The organism is Staphylococcus sp. IVB6214, assembly GCF_025558585.1.
Lineage (GTDB): Bacteria > Bacillota > Bacilli > Staphylococcales > Staphylococcaceae > Staphylococcus.
This window is the reverse complement of sequence record NZ_CP094723.1, coordinates 1,512,913-1,532,290: the sequence shown is the minus strand read 5'-3', so window position 1 is coordinate 1,532,290 and position 19,378 is coordinate 1,512,913. Positions and strand designations below refer to the sequence as shown.

17 protein-coding genes are annotated in these 19,378 nt (G+C 36.3%); 10 read left to right on the top strand and 7 right to left on the bottom strand.

Annotated features, from left to right (window positions below; all coding sequences use genetic code 11):
• Positions 1-382: 382 nt before the first annotated feature.
• From MUA51_RS07530 to dinB, 3 genes are all read left to right on the top strand, one after another.
• On the top strand, positions 383-1,939 hold the full coding sequence (locus tag MUA51_RS07530) for an IS1182 family transposase (RefSeq protein ID WP_262559189.1): 1,557 nt from the start codon (positions 383-385) through the stop codon (positions 1,937-1,939).
• Positions 1,940-2,387: 448 nt separating this feature from the next.
• Positions 2,388-6,788, top strand: a complete 4,401-nt coding sequence (locus MUA51_RS07525) for a MucBP domain-containing protein (protein ID WP_262559188.1) — start codon at positions 2,388-2,390, stop codon at positions 6,786-6,788.
• Positions 6,789-7,049: 261 nt separating this feature from the next.
• Complete coding sequence (dinB, locus tag MUA51_RS07520; RefSeq protein WP_262559187.1) at positions 7,050-8,117, top strand: DNA polymerase IV; 1,068 nt, start codon at positions 7,050-7,052, stop codon at positions 8,115-8,117.
• Here the strand turns inward: dinB and MUA51_RS07515 are convergent.
• Positions 8,112-8,672: a 3'-5' exonuclease gene (locus MUA51_RS07515; RefSeq protein ID WP_262559186.1), complete on the bottom strand. Its 561-nt coding sequence runs from the start codon at positions 8,670-8,672 to the stop codon at positions 8,112-8,114. The genes dinB and MUA51_RS07515 overlap by 6 nt on opposite strands.
• A 140-nt stretch (positions 8,673-8,812) precedes the next feature.
• Positions 8,813-9,316, bottom strand: a complete 504-nt coding sequence (gene ftnA, locus MUA51_RS07510) for an H-type ferritin FtnA (RefSeq protein WP_262559184.1) — start codon at positions 9,314-9,316, stop codon at positions 8,813-8,815.
• A 140-nt stretch (positions 9,317-9,456) separates the two neighbouring features.
• Here ftnA and murT point away from each other — a divergent pair, with 140 nt between their 5' ends.
• Complete coding sequence (murT, locus tag MUA51_RS07505; RefSeq protein ID WP_262559182.1) at positions 9,457-10,776, top strand: lipid II isoglutaminyl synthase subunit MurT; 1,320 nt, start codon at positions 9,457-9,459, stop codon at positions 10,774-10,776.
• Entirely contained in the window at positions 10,769-11,494 is a 726-nt protein-coding gene (gatD, locus tag MUA51_RS07500; RefSeq protein ID WP_262559181.1) for a lipid II isoglutaminyl synthase subunit GatD, read from the top strand. The genes murT and gatD overlap by 8 nt, the downstream gene beginning before the upstream one ends.
• 49 nt (positions 11,495-11,543) lie before the next feature.
• Here the strand turns inward: gatD and MUA51_RS07495 are convergent, their stop codons facing one another.
• Positions 11,544-12,542 (bottom strand): FUSC family protein, encoded by a 999-nt coding sequence (locus MUA51_RS07495; RefSeq protein ID WP_262559180.1) that lies wholly within the window; start codon positions 12,540-12,542, stop codon positions 11,544-11,546.
• A 94-nt stretch (positions 12,543-12,636) separates the two neighbouring features.
• On the opposite strand from MUA51_RS07495, the gene map reads away from it, so the two are divergent.
• From map to vraR, 5 genes are all read left to right on the top strand, one after another.
• Positions 12,637-13,398, top strand: coding sequence for a type I methionyl aminopeptidase (gene map / locus MUA51_RS07490; protein ID WP_262559179.1), 762 nt, complete (start codon positions 12,637-12,639; stop codon positions 13,396-13,398).
• Between the two features lie 98 nt (positions 13,399-13,496).
• Positions 13,497-13,886, top strand: a complete 390-nt coding sequence (locus tag MUA51_RS07485; RefSeq protein ID WP_262559178.1) for a hypothetical protein — start codon at positions 13,497-13,499, stop codon at positions 13,884-13,886.
• Positions 13,887-13,898: 12 nt separating this feature from the next.
• Complete coding sequence (gene liaF, locus MUA51_RS07480) at positions 13,899-14,603, top strand: cell wall-active antibiotics response protein LiaF (protein WP_262559177.1); 705 nt, start codon at positions 13,899-13,901, stop codon at positions 14,601-14,603.
• Positions 14,600-15,646, top strand: coding sequence for a sensor histidine kinase (locus MUA51_RS07475; RefSeq protein WP_262559176.1), 1,047 nt, complete (start codon positions 14,600-14,602; stop codon positions 15,644-15,646). Before liaF ends, MUA51_RS07475 begins: the two co-directional genes overlap by 4 nt.
• On the top strand, positions 15,636-16,265 hold the full coding sequence (gene vraR / locus MUA51_RS07470; protein WP_262559174.1) for a response regulator transcription factor VraR: 630 nt from the start codon (positions 15,636-15,638) through the stop codon (positions 16,263-16,265). The genes MUA51_RS07475 and vraR overlap by 11 nt, the downstream gene beginning before the upstream one ends.
• Before the next feature lie 54 nt (positions 16,266-16,319).
• Here the strand turns inward: vraR and MUA51_RS07465 are convergent, their stop codons facing one another.
• From MUA51_RS07465 to MUA51_RS07450, 4 genes are all read right to left on the bottom strand, one after another.
• Positions 16,320-16,889: a beta-class carbonic anhydrase gene (locus tag MUA51_RS07465; protein WP_262559172.1), complete on the bottom strand. Its 570-nt coding sequence runs from the start codon at positions 16,887-16,889 to the stop codon at positions 16,320-16,322.
• A 148-nt stretch (positions 16,890-17,037) separates the two neighbouring features.
• Positions 17,038-18,315, bottom strand: a complete 1,278-nt coding sequence (locus MUA51_RS07460; protein ID WP_262559170.1) for a YihY/virulence factor BrkB family protein — start codon at positions 18,313-18,315, stop codon at positions 17,038-17,040.
• 205 nt (positions 18,316-18,520) lie between these two features.
• A complete protein-coding gene (locus MUA51_RS07455) occupies positions 18,521-18,811 on the bottom strand; it encodes a YtxH domain-containing protein (protein WP_262559168.1) in 291 nt (96 codons plus the stop codon).
• Positions 18,811-19,272: a low molecular weight protein-tyrosine-phosphatase gene (locus MUA51_RS07450; RefSeq protein ID WP_262559167.1), complete on the bottom strand. Its 462-nt coding sequence runs from the start codon at positions 19,270-19,272 to the stop codon at positions 18,811-18,813. The genes MUA51_RS07455 and MUA51_RS07450 overlap by 1 nt, the downstream gene beginning before the upstream one ends.
• Positions 19,273-19,378: the final 106 nt, after the last annotated feature.

Here is a 19,378-nt window from a genome sequence, read left to right as displayed (position 1 = left end):
AAATCATTTTTAAGTTTTGCGATATTGAATTTTGTCATAAAATTGATAAGAATTGATTATGCTATTTTAAAATATTATTTAACTGTATAAATAAGTTGCACGTGTTTTAAGTTTGTTCATATATAAGTGCAATAAACATAAAGAGCAAAAAGCATGTTTATTTAATTTTTGTAATAAACATTTATTTATATTAGAAAAAACTTAAATGGGTTTTGAATTAAGAAGGGGCTGGGACATAATTCCCAGCTCTTTTACAAAAAAGGTCTAATTTGGTGTCGAAAAACACTAAATTAGACCTTTTTTATAGATATCATTTAAAAAAATAAAACACTTCCCGTATAATTGTTAATAACCACAAAAACAATGAAAGGAAGTGCCTTATATGTATAAAGAGTATAACATTTCTCAGCTTAGTCTGCCAATTGAAACTGAAATTTCTTTTCCCGAGAGTGATATTGCCCTCATTATTAATAAACTTGTAGAATCTATTTCCCAAGAAACTTTTAATCAATATTACAACCATAGAGGTCCTTCATCTTATCATCCTAAAATGATGTTAAAAATCGTTTTATACAGCTATACACAGTCTGTCTTTTCTGGTAGAAAAATGGAATTTCTACTTAAAGATAGTTGTCGTATGATGTGGTTAGCTCAAGGACAAGTCCCTTCATATCGTACAATCAATCGCTTTAGAGTTAATCCACACATGATAGATTTTATACAAGTTCTATTTGTGGGTCTTAGAGCGCAATTATTAGAAGACAAAGTGATTACAGAAGACGCCCTTTATATAGATGGAACGAAGATAGAGGCTAATGCCAATAAATATACTTTTCAATGGCTAGGTAGCACTAAGCATTTTAGTAAAGGGGTTATTGAAAAATCCAATGCGGTGTATAAACAGTTAATTTCAGAGAAGATCATACCTGAAATTAAGAGAGAATCTTCTGATGAACTAACAAATCGTATTGAGATGCATTTAGATGATAAAAATGAAACGCTCACTTCTAAAATTGAAGCATCTCAAAGTGTAGAAATAAGAAAGACATTAAGAAAACAAAGAAGTAAAGTTAGAAAATATAAAAAAGCAATCAAAGATTTTAAAGATCGTAAAATAAAATATGATGAGCAGATGGAAATTTATGGTGACAGAAAAAGCTATTCTAAAACAGATCATGATGCGACCTTTATGAGAATGAAAGATGATCATATGAAGAATGGACAATTAAAGCCTGGCTATAATCTGCAGATTGCGACGAACAATCAGTTCATTTTGGCATTTGGTGTGTATAGTAATCCGGGTGATACGCGAACACTTCCTTCTTTTTTAAAATCAATCAAAGAATTATACGGTGACATTCCAGAGTACATTGTAGCTGATGCGGGATATGGTAGCGAACAAAACTATACGATGATTCTTGATGAATTCGAGAAAACACCACTCATCACATATAGTATGTATTTAAAAGAGAAGAAAAGAAAATATAAAAATAATCCATTCATAACAGCTAATTGGAAATATAATGAAATAGATGACTATTATGTATGTCCGAATAACAAAGAATTGCATTTCAAAAGTTATAGAAAAAGAAGAGACGGATATGGTTATCAGAGAGATTTCAAATTATATAAATGTGAAGATTGTGTTGGATGTCCTTTACGAAATGAATGTATGAATTACAGAACCAACCCAACTACAACAAAAAGCTTATATAAAAATCCAACTTGGGATTATTTTAAAGCATTCACAAATAAGCAGCTTTCAGATCCAAAAACGAAAGGCATCTACAAAAAACGAAAAATAGATGTCGAATCAGCATTTGGAAATCTGAAGGCTAATTTGGGTTTCCAAAGGTTATCAGTTCGCACTCAATCAAAGGTTGAATGCGAATTAGGAATCGCACTTATGGCAGTAAACATCAGAAAACTAGCCAGATAAGTGCTAGTTTTTTAGTAAATAATAAGAAAAAAGCCGTTAAAATCTTAAAAAAGAATTTTAACGGCTTTTTTTGAAGGGAAATTGAGCGCCTATGTCTCAGCCCCTTCTTTTTTATTATAGTATTTTCTTATGGTCCCTTCAGTAAATGAATACATATTGCATTTGTATTTGATGGATGATATTAAAAAGTCTAGAGAAGGTGTGAATGAATCCATAAGTAGCTAAAACATATAGTGATAGTATGTTTATATTTTCTTAGATATTATTGAATAGTAATTTAAATCTGTAAAAAATACGATATAAAAATAGTTATTGATAAAAGAATAGAATATTTATATTATTAAGTTGTATGAACGTTTAATAAAAACTTGTCATATTTTGAATTAATACACAATAATCAAAAAATATTTTAAAGAAAATATTTTTGGGTTATAAAGGGAGGAAATATATGTTATTTAGAAGAAAACATCGCTTTTCTATCCGTAAGTTTACCTTTGGCGTATGTTCTGCACTTTTAGGAACAGCGTTAATTATGGGAGCAGACTCGGTAAAAGCAAGCGAGACGGACGCAACAGCAGAAACGCAACCAGCAGAAAGTACAAATGATTCAGCGGATTCAGATCCTGAACCCTCAGCAGAAGAAGTAGCTTCAACGAATATTGATGAAACAACGACAACTACTGAAGACACAGCTGAACCAACTGATACAACCACTGATGAAACAGTAGACACATCAGCGACAGAAGAATCTGAAGCTACTTCAGAAGTGTCAGATGAAGCAGTAGAACCTGCAGAAGAAGCAGTGCCAGAAACAACTGATTCTGAAGAAAAAGCTACTACAACTGCCACAGAAGACAAATCAACTTCATCAGAAACAACAACACCCGAACCGACAACATCCGAAAAAACTGAAGAAGCAACTGAAGCATCAACAGCAACATCAACTGTTAAGCCCAAAGCACCTACGCGTGAAGAAGCTTTCGCAAAAGAAGGACAACCATTACCAACAGGCACTTATTTACGTGCTGCAGTGGAACCAGTTGCACAAGCGGCACCATCAGGTACACAAGTAACACCTGAAGTAACTGTAACAGGTACACACAGAGGTTATTCTCCAACACCAACAATTTATAACAATGAAGGTACGACACTTAAATTCTCATTTGGCGACCAACCATTGCATAAAGGTGATTATTTCTATGTCGAAACACAAGATACACCAGTAACTTTACCAAGATATTTCCGTTTGAAATCAAATGAAACTGATGGTCAAGGTCCTATAATTGCAGAAGTTGAACGTGTTAGTTATACAAGTGACTATATAAAAGGATCAGATTCGACAGATCCATCACGTTTTAACTTAAAAAATGATACATTGACAACGACGTCAGTGAAATACAAAGTAACATTTACTGAAAATGTTGAAGGACTTAAAGATGTGAGTGCCACAGTATCAGGTCAAGCAGGTACACCGACTTTAGCAACAACAGAAGTACGCCCGACAGAATTTAAAGTGAAAGTTAATGATAAAACTGTTTATACAAGTGTTTATCAACAGCCAGCTTGGGATGATGCTAACGGTTCTCAATATAAGAGACAACCATACAACACTGGTTTACAAGGTGTAGTAGCTCAAGGTCTATATAATCCAAATCTTGATAGAAATAAAATTGATTACGATAATGGAAATCGAACAGAACTGCACCCATATATTAGTATGGAAGCAACAGTATATGATAATCGTAGTGATACACCAGGATCAGATGTTGGATTCTTAACACATACAGTTGGTGATGGTTATGTACAATTAAGTGGTCAAGCTGGTGGTTTACCAGATGGCTTTTTAACGACAATCTCGTCACCAACAGATCCAAATAAAAACACTTATACGTGGGATACAGATAAGATAGAGATTGGTAAACGTTTACCAGTTTACTATATTCCATTCCAAGATATTATCACGGGAGAAAAACCAGCTAATGCTGATGGCGGGAAATTGTATGTGACGCCTGACGACATGTACTATACAGTTGAAAGTGTTTCTGAAGACAAGAAAACGATCACATTACGTTTCCATGGTGACTACACAAAACCGGGTCGTATTATCAACACATTTGGTAATCCAATGGAAGATATTGCCACAAACATGTCAACACGTTTACCAATCAAGTTTGATAAACCAACTTACAATGAAGAAGTTGCAACGAAAGTATTACTAAATGGAGATGGAACCCCTGTAATTGACCAAAAAACTGGGAAACCGTTAATGGTACCAACGACTGATAACTCAACACTTACTGTTTCGAAACCAGATGGTTCACCATTGGAAGAATTTGCATTCGATGCTGAAAGTCAATCTGACTCAATTGGTACAGAGCTAGTTAAACAAGCTGGACAAGGTGGTTTAACTTCGCAAGTGACTCGTCCTAAATATGATGCAAAAGCAACAGGTGTACCAATCGAAACATCAAACCCTGAACAAATCGATAAAGGTACAGTTATCGTTCAATATGTTGATGAAAACGGAAATGTTATCAAAGAAGAAGTTCAAGATGTGACAGACGCTGAAGTGGATACAGAGTATGATACAGTTACAGATAATCGTACACAAGAAATCACAGTTGGAGATAAAACGTATAAACTAGTACCAGCAGGAGATTATGGTGTTGGTTCTGTATCTGATCAAGGTCATTTAACAACTAGTAAATTGAGAACTGTTTACGGATCAACAGATGCTGAAGGAACTGACCCGACAGGTGTTGTAACACAAGGTACGAAGTATGTAACTTATGTATATAAAGAAGTTGTTAAAGAAGGAACAGTAACAGTTAAATACCAAGATGAAGATGGCAAAGAAATTAAAGATCCAGTTGTAGATACGCCAAAATCACCAGTAGATACGCCGTATGATACGAAAGATAATCGTCCAGAAGAAATCAAAACAGAAGACGGTAAAACATATGAACGTATTCCTGAAAAAACAGAAGGTGATGAAGAAGGCGAAGTTGTTGAAGGTAACACGGATGTCACATACGTCTACAAAGAAGTAAAAGGTGATGTCATCGTACATTACATCGATACAGAAGGGAATCCCCTTGCTAAGGATGAAGTAGACACACCATTATCATCAACAGGAACAGACTACAATACAGCTGATGATCATATGCCACCATCAATCACAAAAGATGGTGTGGAATATAAGTTAGTTCCAGCGCTTACTAAAGGTAATGAACAAGGTAAGGTTGTTAAAGGAACAACAGAAGTCACATATGTCTACAAGAAAGTTGAAGAACCAAAAGAAATACCAACAGGTGATGTTATTGTTCACTATGTAGACGAAGAAGGTAAGACAATTGCGAAAGACAAAGTCGATACGCAAGGAAGTAAGATTGACACACCTTACGATACGAAAGATAACCGTCCAGAAACAATTACAACAGAAGATGGTAAAACGTATAAACGCGTTCCTGAGAAAACAGAAGGTAATGAAGAAGGAAATGTTGTAGAAGGAACAACAGAAGTGACATACGTCTACAAAGAAGTAAAAGGTGATGTCATTGTACACTACATCGACACGGAAGGTAATGTTATCGCAGATGATGAAACAGACACACCATTATCATCAACAGGAACAGCCTATGATACTTCTGATGATCATATGCCACCAACAATTACAAAAGATGGCGTGAAATATAAGTTAGTCCCAGCCCTTACTAAAGGTAATGAACAAGGTAAGGTCGTAGAAGGAACAACAGAAGTCACGTATGTGTACAAAAAAGTTGAAGATCCTGGTATGCCACCAGAAGAAACACCAAACAAATATATTCCGTACATTCCTGAAGATCCAGAGAATCCAAAGTATGATGAAAATGTACCACCAGTAGATCCAAAAACAGGTGATCCAATCGATCCAGTAGATTATGACGAAACACCAGAAGACCCAAGTGATAATCCACCGTTCCCAGACATTGAAGAACATATTCCAGTAGATCCAGAAGATCCAACGACACCGTTGAAACCAAAAGATCCAAACGATCCAACAAAAGGATATGAACCACCAAAACCGGTAGATCCTAAGAAAGATACACCAGTACCATATGTACCAGCAGGTACAGTTACTGTTCACTATGTGAATGAAAAAGATGAAGTGATCAAGGATCCAACAGTGGATACATCAAAATCACCAGTAGGTACTGAGTACAATACAAATGAAAATGACAAGGAAATTCCGAAAGAAATCACTACTAAAGATGGTAAAGTCTATGTACTTGTGAAAGTGAAAGATGGAGATCAAGAAACAGGTAAAGTGGTGAAAGGTAATACAGACGTCACTTATATCTATAAGTTAAAAGAAACACCAGAACAACCGGAACAACCAGAACAACCAGAACAACCGGAACAACCGGAACAACCAGAGCAACCGGAACAACCAGAGCAACCGGAACAACCAGAACAACCGGAACAACCAGAACAACTGGAACAGCCAGAGCAACCGGAACAACCAGAGCAACCGGAACAGCCAGAACAACCGGAACAACCAGAACAACCGGAACAACCAGAACAACCAGAACAGCCAGAGCAACCAGGACAACCTGAAGAGCCAGGTATGCCACCAAAAGATTCAGAAAAACCAGGTCAACCATCACCAGATCAACCGGAAGACATGAATAAACCATCTAAAGGTATGACTGATAAAGATGATAAAGACATGAAACCATCTGATAAGATGACAGAAAAAGAATTGCCTGAAACAGGTAATACGAATAATCCATTCGTAACAACATTCGGTTTCTTAACATTATTAGCTGGTATGAAGTTAACAAAACGTAATCGTCGTGAAGAAGACTAATACGGAATAAGCTAACTAATAAGAAACGGTAATCTCTTTTATATAAGGGGTTACCGTTTTTTTATGTCTATTTTTTGTGGTGACAGAGTAATATATGTCAATCAATTACTTTAAGCAACTAATCGTGTGAAGATAAATGATTTTATCTAAGAGAAATATCAAGTACTCACCACTCTTTCAGTGAAATTCCTTTAGTTAAAATAAGTTATTGAATCGTATATAATGTTTCTATAAACATGTGAGAGAATGGAGGTGTCTGCGATGGAAAAACGAATGATACATATAGATATGGATTATTTTTATGCACAGGTAGAAGTGCGAGATAATCCTAAGTTGAGAGGAAAGCCTGTTATTGTGGGTGGTCGTGCAAGTGGTCGTGGTGTTGTGGCAACAGCCTCCTATGAAGCAAGGGCCAAGGGGGTTCATTCTGCGATGCCTATGGCTCGTGCCCATCAGTTATGTCCAGATGGTTATTATATAACGCCAAGATTTGAAGTTTATCGAGCTGTTTCACAACAGATTATGGAGATTTTCCATCGCTATACATCGTTAGTTGAGCCTTTGTCTCTAGATGAGGCCTATTTAGATATTACATCAAGTGTGAACTCTAAACGTTCTGCTTCACAAATTGCGCAAATGATTCGCCACGATATTTGGCGAGAAACGGGTTTAACTTCAAGTGCGGGTGTATCATATAATAAATTTTTAGCAAAGCTAGCGAGTGGGATGAATAAACCGAATGGCATGACGGTTATTACGTATCAAAATGTACATGATATTTTGATGAATCTTGATATTGGAGACTTTCCAGGTGTTGGAAAAGTATCTAAAGAAAAAATGCATGAACAGGGTATTTATACAGGGAAAGATCTTTATCGAAAATCTGAACGTGATCTCATATATCTATTCGGCAAAAGAGGGAAGTATTTATATGAAAGAGTGCGAGGAAAAGATGAAAGAGAAGTAAAAAGTGAGCGACGACGAAAAAGCGTGGGAGCAGAAAGAACGTTCTCAGTGGATACCAATCAAGATGAAGAGATATTGCGTAAGATTGAAATGTTGTGTGAAAAGATTGAAGGTCGTTTAGAAAAACTGCAAAAAGCGGGATATACAGTGACTGTGAAAATAAAAACAAGTACATTTGAAACGCATACGAAACAGCAAAGTTTAAAAACACCTGTACAACAAGCAAGAGATATTTATCGAGTCGCTTATGACTTATATTATGAAGTAAAGGATCCAGATATCCCAATACGTTTAATAGGTGTCACAGTCGGAAGTCTACAAGATGCCGCTTTTCGTAATATGACTATATATGATTTTTTATAGAGCATCTTTATCGCGTAGTTTCTTACCATAAACATTAAGCACTGTTTGTAGATCTGGATAGTGTTTGAGTAAACGATAGGTAATCATAGCACAGGCTTTGGCATCATTTAATGCATCATGATGACCATGAAAGTCCAAGCCGTAGAAGTCCATCATATGTTTTAATCCATAACGTCGTGAAGATACAGTGCGACGTGCAAGTTGACAAGAACAAAAATATGTAAGGTCTGGTGTATCAATCTGTGCAGCCTTTAAGCTAGCATGAAGTACAGACATATCGAATGCTGCATTATGTGCAACAACAGGGAAGTCAGTAATGAAGTCCAACATGTAAGGTAATACTTCGTTGAAAGCTGGTGCGTGAAGCACATCTCTTTGTTGAATACCATGTACTTGTATATTACGTTCTGAGAAGAAATCATTTGGATTGACTAATGTATGAAATGATTCAGTTAATTGGTGGTTAACGATTTTTACCATTCCTACCGAACAAATACTCGTTCTTTTATAGTTTGCTGTTTCAAAGTCTAATGCGATAAAGGTATTATCAGCCATCTAACCAACTCCGTAAAATAATTGAAAATGTGATAATCATAGGAGCTATAAAAGTAGGTTTAACGCTCATATGTTATTAAGAAAATATTGGCTGAATAGCAATTGAAAAACAATTACTGCTCAGCCAAATAAAAAATATATTACGCTTCTTCGTTAAAAGTACGTGCGGCAAGTTCTTTTTCATATAAATACAATGTGTTTGAATCATCACCGATACGTTTTAAGTAATCAATATGTGTTTCAAACATAGATTCTTCTTCAACTTGTTCATCTAAGAACCAATTCAAAAATGAAATTGTCGCATAATCTTTTTTGTCATTAGCAATTTCAGATAAGTTGTAGAATCTTCTAGTCACTTCTTGTTCTTGTTTTAAGCCATCTTCAAAAGTTTGTAAAATAGAATCAAAATCAACTTTTGGCGCATCTAAAGCTTTGAACTCTGCTTTTTCACCACGATCATTGATATAATCATAAATCTTTTGTCCGTGGAAACGTTCTTCTTTTGCTTGTTCAATATAGAAGTTTGCAAAGCCGTCATAAGAATTGTAGTCGCAGTATGCAGCCATCGCCATATATGCATGTGCAGCAAAAAATTCATGGTTCATTTGATCATTTAAAGCATCTAATAATTGTTTATCTAACATGTCATACCTCCTAATGATTGATAAGTTTAGTTTACACATACACCTCGTGTGATTGCAATAAATATGGAGATGAAGAGTTTTAATTTTCTAAATGAATGTCGCATGGTATAATACAATAGGAAAAATGGAGGAGAAATCGAATGAGACAATGGACAGCGATTACGTTGGCGAAGCTTGCGCGAAAAGCAAGTCGTGCCGCGGGTAAAAAAGGGACAGACTTACCTGGACAAGTTGCGAGAAAGGTAGATTCAAATATACTAAGAACAATGGCGGCTAAAGTAGATGAAGTTGTGTTTGTCAGTGGTACAAATGGAAAAACAACGACTTCAAACTTGATCGGTCATACATTAAAACAAAATAATATTCCAATTATTCATAATAACGAAGGGGCGAATATGGCAGCAGGGATTACGTCTGCGTTTATCGTTCAGTCGACCCCAAATACTAAGATTGCTGTAATAGAGATTGATGAAGGTTCTATTCCACGTGTATTGAATGAAATGACACCGACGAAGATGGTTTTCACAAACTTTTTCAGAGATCAAATGGATCGCTTCGGTGAAATAGATATTATGGTGAACAATATTTTATCTGCCATTAGCGGAAAAGGTATACAATTGATTTTAAATACAGATGACCCATTCGTCAGTCGTTTGAAAATTGCGAGCGACAATGTCACATATTATGGTATGGATGCAGATGCGCATGTATTTGAACAATCGACAATGAATGAGAGCCGATACTGTCCAAATTGTGGAGAATTACTAGAGTATAGTCACATTCATTATAATCAGCTTGGACATTATCGTTGTCAATGTGGATTCAAACGCCATGAGCCAGACTATAATGTATCATCATTTGACGTGACACCATTTTTGAATATGACTGTCAATGATGCGACATTTAATATGAAAATTGCAGGGGACTTCAATGCTTATAATGCCCTTGCTGCTTATGCTGTATTGAGAGAAATAGGACTCGATGATGTAGCGATACAAAAGGGATTTGGCACATATACGTCAGATAATGGACGGATGCAATATTTCGAGAAGAATCACAAGAAAGCATTGATAAACTTAGCAAAAAATCCAGCAGGGATGAATGCTTCTATGGCGATGGGAGACCAGTTAGAAGACCGAAAAGTTTATTTGTTTAGCCTGAATGACTTTCCGGCTGATGGACGAGATACGTCATGGATTTATGATGCAGATTTTGAAAAACTTCAGCATCAAGATATTGAAGCAATTATTGTAGCTGGAAATCGTGCGGAAGAATTGCAGCTACGATTGAAGTTGGCAGAATTAAATGTCCCGGTCATTGTTGAAAGAGATATTTACAAAGCAACAGCATTAACAATGGATTATCCAAGCATGACGGTTGCGATACCAAACTATACATCTCTTGCACCAATGTTGGATCAGTTAGAACGTTCTTTCAAGGAGGGCCATGGTCATGCATGAGTTAACAGTATTTCATTTTATGCCGGATAAATTGAACTTATATAGTGATATTGGTAACATCATGGCGTTAAAATATCGTGCAAAACAGCGTAATATTCAGATCAACGTTATTGATGTTAACGAAACAGAAGGCATTAACTTAAAAGAAGCAGATATTTTCTTCATCGGTGGTGGAAGTGATCGAGAACAAGCGATTGCAACGAAAGAATTAACAAAGATTAAGTCGGAGTTAAAGGAAGCAATTGATGCCGGATTACCGGGACTTGTTGTATGTGGTGGCTATCAATTTTTAGGTGAAAAATACATTACAGCAGATGGAAAAGAACTTGAAGGTCTGCATATTTTAGATTTTTATACGGAAGCTCAAACAGATCGACTCACTGGTGATATTGTTATTGAAAGTGAGCAGTTCGGTACGATTGTTGGCTTTGAGAACCACGGGGGCCGTACGTATCATTCATATCCAACATTAGGTCATGTCACATATGGTTATGGTAATAATGACAAAGATAAACAAGAAGGCATTCATTACAAAAACTTACTTGGGACGTATTTGCATGGTCCAGTTTTACCGAAAAACCATGAAATGACGGATTACTTATTACGTACTGCTGCAGAACGTAAAGGAATACCATTCGTACCAGAAAAGATTGATAACATGGCTGAAGAACAAGCGAAGCAAGTTTTAGTAGATAGAGCGAAAAAAGATAAGAAATAGCATAGAAAAGCCCGTACCCTTTGTGTTTAGGATACGGGCTGAATTTTTATTACTTCACACGATAACGAAGTAATAAAATACGGTAGATTAACAAGATTTCATATATAGTATGGCTTTTGATTTGGTTAATATCAAATTCGTTTAAACCTTTAACTGAATTTTTTAATATGGAAGCAGATTTGCGTTTTGGTTTAAAGGTGCCACATTGGCTGATTTGATCAATACTTTGTGAAATATTGATCACGGCTTCTTTTTCTTTGTCTGTAAAGACGATCATAGCATCTTGTGGTAAGTAGATAATGTTCGACAAGTGCGTCAATAATAATCGATTTTCATGTGCACGATTGGTAAGTTTACGTAAGCGCATCCAATCATCTGAGCGATTTTTTGACTTGTGATATTTCAGTTCATCACGCTGATAACCAATCAATTCTTCAATACGTGTGTTACATGTATGCAATTGATCGACGAGTTTATCACTTTTGGTTGATTGGAAATGACCAATCAATAATTCCTTCATACGTTCATCGAATAAATAATAGATTTGACGTTCTGAAGATGCGATGAGTGCTTCAATTTGTTCATAATATTTAGGTGGCAATACCATGAAGTTCACAAGACCAGCAGTGACTAAACCGATAATAGCTGTTAGCAATCTTGAGAAAAAGTTGAACATGTAATCATCATGAATATCTGGGATCATCGCCAATGCAGTCAGAGTTGCAACGAGTATCCCTGGATGTAGATTGAAACGAATACACAATACAATTGTTAATGTCGCAGTTAAACCGTATGCAATAGCGGATTCGTCACCAAAAAAGTATGTGGAGACGACCGCAATAAATGCGCCCATGACGGTTGCAGGTAATCGTTTATACCCTTTGTGGATGGAAGCTTTAACAGTAGGCTCGATTGTGACAACTGCTGATAAGATCGCAAAAATAGGGTTTAAGTTAAGTGACAGACAGAATAAAGCCGTTAAAAAAGTGGCTAATCCGGTTTTGATGGTACGGGCACCAATGACTTTTTTATACCATTTCATTTTCATACGTATAGCTCCTGATTTGTACTTACTTCTAGTATATCAGAAAAATTTTGTTATAATAAGTACGGTATAGCATTTAGAAAGGAAAGGGATAAGAATGATAGTAAAAACGGATGAAGAACGTCAAGCATTGCTAGAAATTGGCGCGATATGTGCCAAAGTAAGAGATACGATGCGTGAAGCGACAAAACCGGGTGTAACAACGAAAGAACTTGATCAAATAGCGAAAGAGATGTTCGAAGCGGAAGGCGCTTTGTCAGCACCGATTCATGATGAAAACTTTCCAGGACAAACTTGTATTAGTGTCAATGAAGAAGTTGCACACGGCATTCCGAGTCAACGAGTGATTCGTGAAGGAGACCTTGTAAACATCGATGTATCTGCACTTAAAAATGGCTACTATGCAGACACAGGTATTTCATTTGTTGTTGGAGAAGCAGATGATCCAGTGAAGCAACAAGTGTGTGATGTTGCTGAAGAAGCATTCGAAGCAGCGATGACAAAAGTAAAAGTGGGCAGCAAGTTAAGTCAGATTGGGAAGGCAGTTCATGCAACTGCACGAAAAAATGGCCTAAAAGTTATTAAAAACTTAACTGGACATGGTGTAGGACAATCTCTACACGAAGCACCTGCACATATTATGAATTACTTTGACCCGAATGAAAAAACATTACTCAAAGAAGGCATGGTTCTAGCTGTGGAGCCGTTTATCTCTTCAAATGCTACATTTGTCACAGAAGGTAAGAATGAATGGGCATTTGAAACATCTGATAAAAGTTATGTTGCTCAAATCGAACATACGGTGATTGTCACAAAGGATGGACCAATCTTAACGACAAAGTTAGATGAAACAGATTAAGCTTCGGACTTTAGTCTTAAATTAAAATGGTTCCGTAGCCTATTACTTAGGTTGCGGAACTTTTTTATAATGGTATTAATAGATGAGGTGATACCATTATGATGCAACAGGTTAAAACTTATGTTGAACGATTTTTGAAACAATGCTATAAACAAGGAATTTATCAATATATGATGTCATTAGACCTTAAAGTGCAGACGATAGATGATACGATGCACTATATTCAGCAAAAAAAGTCACAAGTGCAACTGATGATTGACAGACGTATGCTAGAGCTAGAAAATAAATATATTACTTTGGCAGATACACATCAATTTGAGCATGTGGCGAATATATATGATGAAACATTGGCATCTTTAAAAGAAGAATTGAATAAAATAGAAAGTGAGTATGCACGACTTGAGCGTTACTATTCGCAACTTGATGCGGACAAAGCATATACGAAGTATGAATGTCGCTTGTTACGAACATTGGTTAATGCATACTAGAAAGGTGGAAATATGACTCAGAAATATATTTCAACTGAACTACTCATTCTTTTTACTGCCCTCATGGTTATTGCCAACTTTTATTATATCTTTTTTGAAAAAATTGGATATATATTAGTTATTTTATTAGGCGGTATATTGATGTATGTCGGTTATATATATTTTCATAAAGTACGAGGGTTGCTCTGTTTTTGGATCGGCGCACTGATGATTGCTTTTACACTGTTATCCAATAAATATACGCTTGTCATCTTATTTATCTTTATGGTGATTGTAGCTTTTCGTTATATCAAATATAAACGCCGTCCATTATCTATTATTGCAACAGATGATGAATCAGCGGTACAAGCGTCATTTCTTAAACAAAAGTGGTTTGGAGAGCAAAAGACACCGATTTACGTCTATAAATGGGAAGACTTACAAATTCAACATGGTATCGGAGACGTACACATTGATATGGTCAAGGCGGCAAATCTAAAAGCACAAAATACGATTGTGCTCCGTCATCTAATTGGTAAAATTCAAGTCATTGTCCCGCTCAATTATCATGTGAATTTGAATGTATCTGCATTTTATGGTACGGCGATTATGGGCCAACAACGACAAAAAATTGATAATACAAATATGACGATGCATACAGAACAAAAACAAGATAGTTATACCGTAAATATCTATGCATCAACATTGATTGGTGACATAGAGGTGATCTTCCGATGAATCATTATATCCGAACGATTGGCTCTATGTTGATATTGGTTTATGCGATGTTCACTGTGTTTTTCTTCATTGATAAGGTATTTGTCAATATTATCTTTTTTCAAGGTATGTTGTATAAACAGATATTTGGGATTTCAGTTTTTTTATTTATCAACTTAGTTGTTGTATTTTTTTGTATTCTCGTTGGCAGTGTCATTGCATATAAAATCAATCAGCAATACGATTGGTTACAAGAACAAATCGAACGTGCAATACAAGGAGAGACAGTGGGGATTAATGATCATCAAATTGAACTATACAATGAAACAATTGGACTTTATCAAACATTAGTGCCATTGAATCAAGAGTTGCATAAATTAAGAATTAAAACACAGAATTTAACAAATGAACAGTACAATATGAATGACTTAAAGGTGAAAAAGATTATAGAAGATGAACGACAACGTCTAGCACGTGAGCTACATGACAGTGTATCTCAACAGCTGTTTGCGGCAAGTTTAATGTTATCTGCGATTAAAGAGACAGAACTTGAGCCACCTTTAGATCAACAGATTCCAACATTGGAGAAAATGATTCAAGAATCACAACTTGAGATGCGTGCATTGCTACTACACTTACGACCAATTGGTTTGAAGGACAAGACACTGGGAGAAGGTATTAAGTCGTTAGTGACAGATTTACAGCGCAAAGTGCCGATGAAAGTGATGTATGACATCGATACGTTTGAAGTGCCAAAAGGGATTGAAGATCATCTATTTCGTATTACACAAGAAGCGATTTCTAATACATTAAGACATGCTAATGGGACACAAGTCAGTGTAGAGTTGTTGAATCGTGATGGTCATCTTCTGTTGCGTATACAAGATGACGGCATCGGATTTAACCCAGATGAAAAGATGGAACAGAGTTATGGATTGAAAAATATGAGAGAGCGTGCGACAGAGATTGGTGCAACGTTCCATATCGTATCATTACCGAATGCAGGAACGCGTATTGAGGTAAAAGCACCATTAGATAAGGAGGGTCAGCAGTATGACGATTAAAGTTTTGTTTGTAGACGATCATGAGATGGTTCGTATTGGTATTTCGAGCTATCTTTCAACACAATCAGATATTGAAGTTGTTGGAGAAGGCGGCTCAGGTAGAGAAGCGATTGAAAAAGCACACGAATTAAACCCAGATGTGATCTTAATGGATCTTGTCATGACAGATATGGATGGTGTTGAGGCAACAGCACAAATTAAAAAAGATCTGCCTGGGATAAAAGTAGTGATGCTGACAAGCTACATAGAGGATAAAGAAGTCTATCGTGCGTTGGACGTGGGTGTGGACAGTTATATTCTGAAAACAACGAGTGCGAGCGATATTGCGTCTGCAATTCGTAAAACGAGTCTTGGTGAGTCGGTATTCGAAGCGGAAGTATTAGTAAAGATGCGCAATCGAATGAAGCAACGTGCCGAGCTTTATGAAATGTTAACAGAACGAGAGATGGAGATTTTATTGCTGATTGCAAAAGGGTATTCTAACCAAGAGATTGCGAGTGCATCACATATTACAATTAAAACCGTTAAAACACATGTGAGCAATATATTGAGTAAACTAGAAGTGCAAGATCGAACACAAGCTGTCATCTATGCCTTCCAACATGGACTCATCGAATAATAATAGAAAGCGCATATGAAACCTTGCGAAGGTTTCATATGCGCTTCTTGGTTGTTAAGATAATGCTTTGTAACCATCATGTATTAGTTCGAGTTCTCCAGTATGTGGTTCGATTACAAGGCCGTGAACCGGTACTTTGTTATCGAACAGTGGATGATTATAGATCATCTCGATACTTTTTTGAACATTTTCGTATACATCATCAAAACCCTTTAAGAAATCAGTAACCTCAATGCCTGAGTATTGCAGCCATTCAAAGATTTCAGGTTTTATCCCTCTTTCCTGCATTGTGGTCATCACTTCATCTACATTCAGACTCCCCATCCCACAATCTTTATGTCCCATAATAATAATTTCTTCCGCGCCTAAAGCATAAATACCGACAAGGATACTTCTCATCGTTGAACCATAGGGATGTGTAATCATGGCGCCAGCATTTTTGACGACCTTCAAATCCCCATTGTTAAATCCAAGCGCTTTCGTTGATAAGTCTTGCAAGCGCGTATCCATACATGTAACGAGAACAGCTTTTTTGGCCGGTACTTTCGTCGCCTTATAAGCTTCATATTCTTTATTTGCAACGAAAGTTTGATTGTAGGTTAAAATATCTGCAAGTAATGTCATGGTGATTTCCTCCTAAATACAGGTATGTTACTGTGATAGAAGTAGTGCATATCAAATAATATGATGTTTCAATGCCGCATTCCAAGTCACAGTTACATACACTTATTGAAAATGGGCAAATAAGATATCAATGAAGATGTGTTAAATCTTATTTTGTTTTAATGTCACGTGAGTAACCATCGTTCTCACGTTCAGCTTTTTCGGGTGCTTGGTAGTCAGTTTGCAGTATTGCATCGTTTTGTGATGATGGCACCTGTTCATCATCATTGTGTTGTTCATCTGTTGATTCTGCTTGTGCATCATAATTGTTATATGATTTTGCTAGGTTTTGTTCGTGTTCTGCTTCTAACTCATCATATGTTTGTTCTTCAGGTGTTTTTCCTTTTACAACTTTGCGTTGATGAATAATTGCATTGATTTCGGCACCGATAATTAAAATAAAGCCTGTGATATAGAGCCATAACATCAATACGATAACGCCTCCGATACTACCATATGTTTTTGAATAGTTACCGAAGTTAGACACATAATAACCGAATGCGAGTGTCCCTATAATCCAAACAACTGTTGAGAAAAGAGCACCAGGTAGTACGGATTTTAATTTGATTTTTACGTTAGGTGCTGCTGTATAGAGCACTGTGAATGTAATAAAGATTGCAATGACAGGCAACGCTGTACGCAATAAGCTAAATATCCATCGAACTTGATCGTCGAGTCCAAGCGGCCCGAACAAGAGATTGCCAATTTGTTCACCGAATGTGAAAAGCACCATTGTAATAGGTAAAGTGATTCCTAAGATTAGCGTAAAAGTAACAGCTAGCGCTTTCGACACGAAGAAATTTCGACTATCTTCAACGTCATAGGCTACGTTGAATGAATTCATCAATGCTGTCATACCGTTTGAAGCAGTCCATAGTGCTAAAATCAAACCGATTGATAAAATGCTACCACTTGCATTACCCATAATGTCATCGATGATTGATGTCACGATAGAAGCAGCATCTGCAGGTGCACTTTCAGAGATTTGATTCACAATTGTTTTGCGGTCAATATTGAACAGTGGGACGAGCGATAAGATGAAAATAAGCATTGGGAATAGCGATAGCATAAAATAATATGCAAGTTGTGCTGCTAATCCAGACGCATCATCTTTACCAATACGATATATCAAATATTTAATAAAACTCGGTCTGTCCGAATATTTGACAGGCTTGTTAATACGTGAAACGAAGAATGTTTCATTGTCTTTTGGTGCTTCTTTAGATTGGAAAAGCTGCGGTTTGACAAAGTGATGATCGGGTTCAATCTCACCTGAACCATCGCCTTTACGATCTGGGTTGTTGCCGGTATCATCATCTTTATGACTGTCGATTTTATGTTTAATCTTATCTACAATACCTTCAGATGATTCGTGTTTTTCTGACATAATAGTACTCCTTATCTTTAGATTGTTATAACATTCATAGACATATCAAAAGAGTGAGATAGGGGAGAATGATTGAAATCTATTTGCAAATGAGATTTCTATCCGAACTGCCACATCTCACTCTCATATTGAACAGCTATTTAAGAGATCGAGACATGATGCATTAATACTTTGAAAAAAAGTGTCTCAATCTCGATTAATAAGGTTAATGATGACCAATTTGTTTGTTATTTTTACGCGCAACTAATGTGTCTTTAGCATCGATTAGTGAACGTTCTAATTCAGGATTGTTACGACGAATTTCTTCGAGCGTATCCTTCCAGTACATCACTTCGTCAACAAGTGCAGTGACTTTTGATGGTTTGTTTGAACGTTGTCCAGTTTTAATGTTATGAATAGAAGTTTTAACTGAGTGACGTGTGTTTTTATCGATCAGTGCAATGGCACCTCCGATTGTTGCGCCGATTAAAATACCTGGTACAAATTTGTTTTTCATTATGAATTGCTCCCTTCATTATTTACGATATAGTCGATTAATTGATCACATGATGATTGTATCATGTCATAAACACCTTCAAAGTTACCTGTGTAGTATGGATCTGGCACATCAGTGTCAGATAGTGAACTAAACTCTAATAACTTAAAAAGTTTTCCTGTAAGATTAGGGTTGATACGCTTTATATTATCCACATTGCTTTGATCCATTGCAATAATATAGTCAAAGTCATCTTGCTCTGTGAAAAGTTCGCTCACAATCCCATCAAAAGGAATTTTATGGGTATTGAGAATTTTTTGAGTCCCACGGTGAGGCGTTTGACCTAAATTCCAATCGCCTGTCCCTCTTGAAGTGACTTCGATACCTGTAATATTGCGATCTTTGAGACGTTGGCGCATAATTGCTTCAGCCATCGGAGAACGGCAAATATTACCAAGACATACAAATGCAACTGTTGTCATACTTCAAATCCTCCATATTTACATTTATATGCCCATTTTATCGTGTTTCAAAACAATTCTAAAGTAAATCTAGTAAAAATTTTTCAAAATATGATTTTCTCCATGC

Excerpts from the sequence above, each read along its gene's own strand:
- MUA51_RS07465 (WP_262559172.1), bottom strand. The coding sequence starts at position 16,889 with ATGACATTACTTGCAGATATTTTAACCTACAATCAAACTTTCGTTGCA.
- map (WP_262559179.1), top strand. The coding sequence starts at position 12,637 with ATGATAGTAAAAACGGATGAAGAACGTCAAGCATTGCTAGAAATTGGC.
- ftnA (WP_262559184.1), bottom strand. The coding sequence starts at position 9,316 with ATGTTAGATAAACAATTATTAGATGCTTTAAATGATCAAATGAACCAT.
- MUA51_RS07450 (WP_262559167.1), bottom strand. The coding sequence starts at position 19,272 with ATGACAACAGTTGCATTTGTATGTCTTGGTAATATTTGCCGTTCTCCG.
- liaF (WP_262559177.1), top strand. The coding sequence starts at position 13,899 with ATGACTCAGAAATATATTTCAACTGAACTACTCATTCTTTTTACTGCC.
- MUA51_RS07495 (WP_262559180.1), bottom strand. The coding sequence starts at position 12,542 with ATGAAAATGAAATGGTATAAAAAAGTCATTGGTGCCCGTACCATCAAA.
- MUA51_RS07530 (WP_262559189.1), top strand. The coding sequence starts at position 383 with ATGTATAAAGAGTATAACATTTCTCAGCTTAGTCTGCCAATTGAAACT.
- dinB (WP_262559187.1), top strand. The coding sequence starts at position 7,050 with ATGGAAAAACGAATGATACATATAGATATGGATTATTTTTATGCACAG.
- murT (WP_262559182.1), top strand. The coding sequence starts at position 9,457 with ATGAGACAATGGACAGCGATTACGTTGGCGAAGCTTGCGCGAAAAGCA.
- gatD (WP_262559181.1), top strand. The coding sequence starts at position 10,769 with ATGCATGAGTTAACAGTATTTCATTTTATGCCGGATAAATTGAACTTA.
- MUA51_RS07455 (WP_262559168.1), bottom strand. The coding sequence starts at position 18,811 with ATGAAAAACAAATTTGTACCAGGTATTTTAATCGGCGCAACAATCGGA.
- vraR (WP_262559174.1), top strand. The coding sequence starts at position 15,636 with ATGACGATTAAAGTTTTGTTTGTAGACGATCATGAGATGGTTCGTATT.
- MUA51_RS07460 (WP_262559170.1), bottom strand. The coding sequence starts at position 18,315 with ATGTCAGAAAAACACGAATCATCTGAAGGTATTGTAGATAAGATTAAA.
- MUA51_RS07515 (WP_262559186.1), bottom strand. The coding sequence starts at position 8,672 with ATGGCTGATAATACCTTTATCGCATTAGACTTTGAAACAGCAAACTAT.
- MUA51_RS07475 (WP_262559176.1), top strand. The coding sequence starts at position 14,600 with ATGAATCATTATATCCGAACGATTGGCTCTATGTTGATATTGGTTTAT.
- MUA51_RS07485 (WP_262559178.1), top strand. The coding sequence starts at position 13,497 with ATGATGCAACAGGTTAAAACTTATGTTGAACGATTTTTGAAACAATGC.
- MUA51_RS07525 (WP_262559188.1), top strand. The coding sequence starts at position 2,388 with ATGTTATTTAGAAGAAAACATCGCTTTTCTATCCGTAAGTTTACCTTT.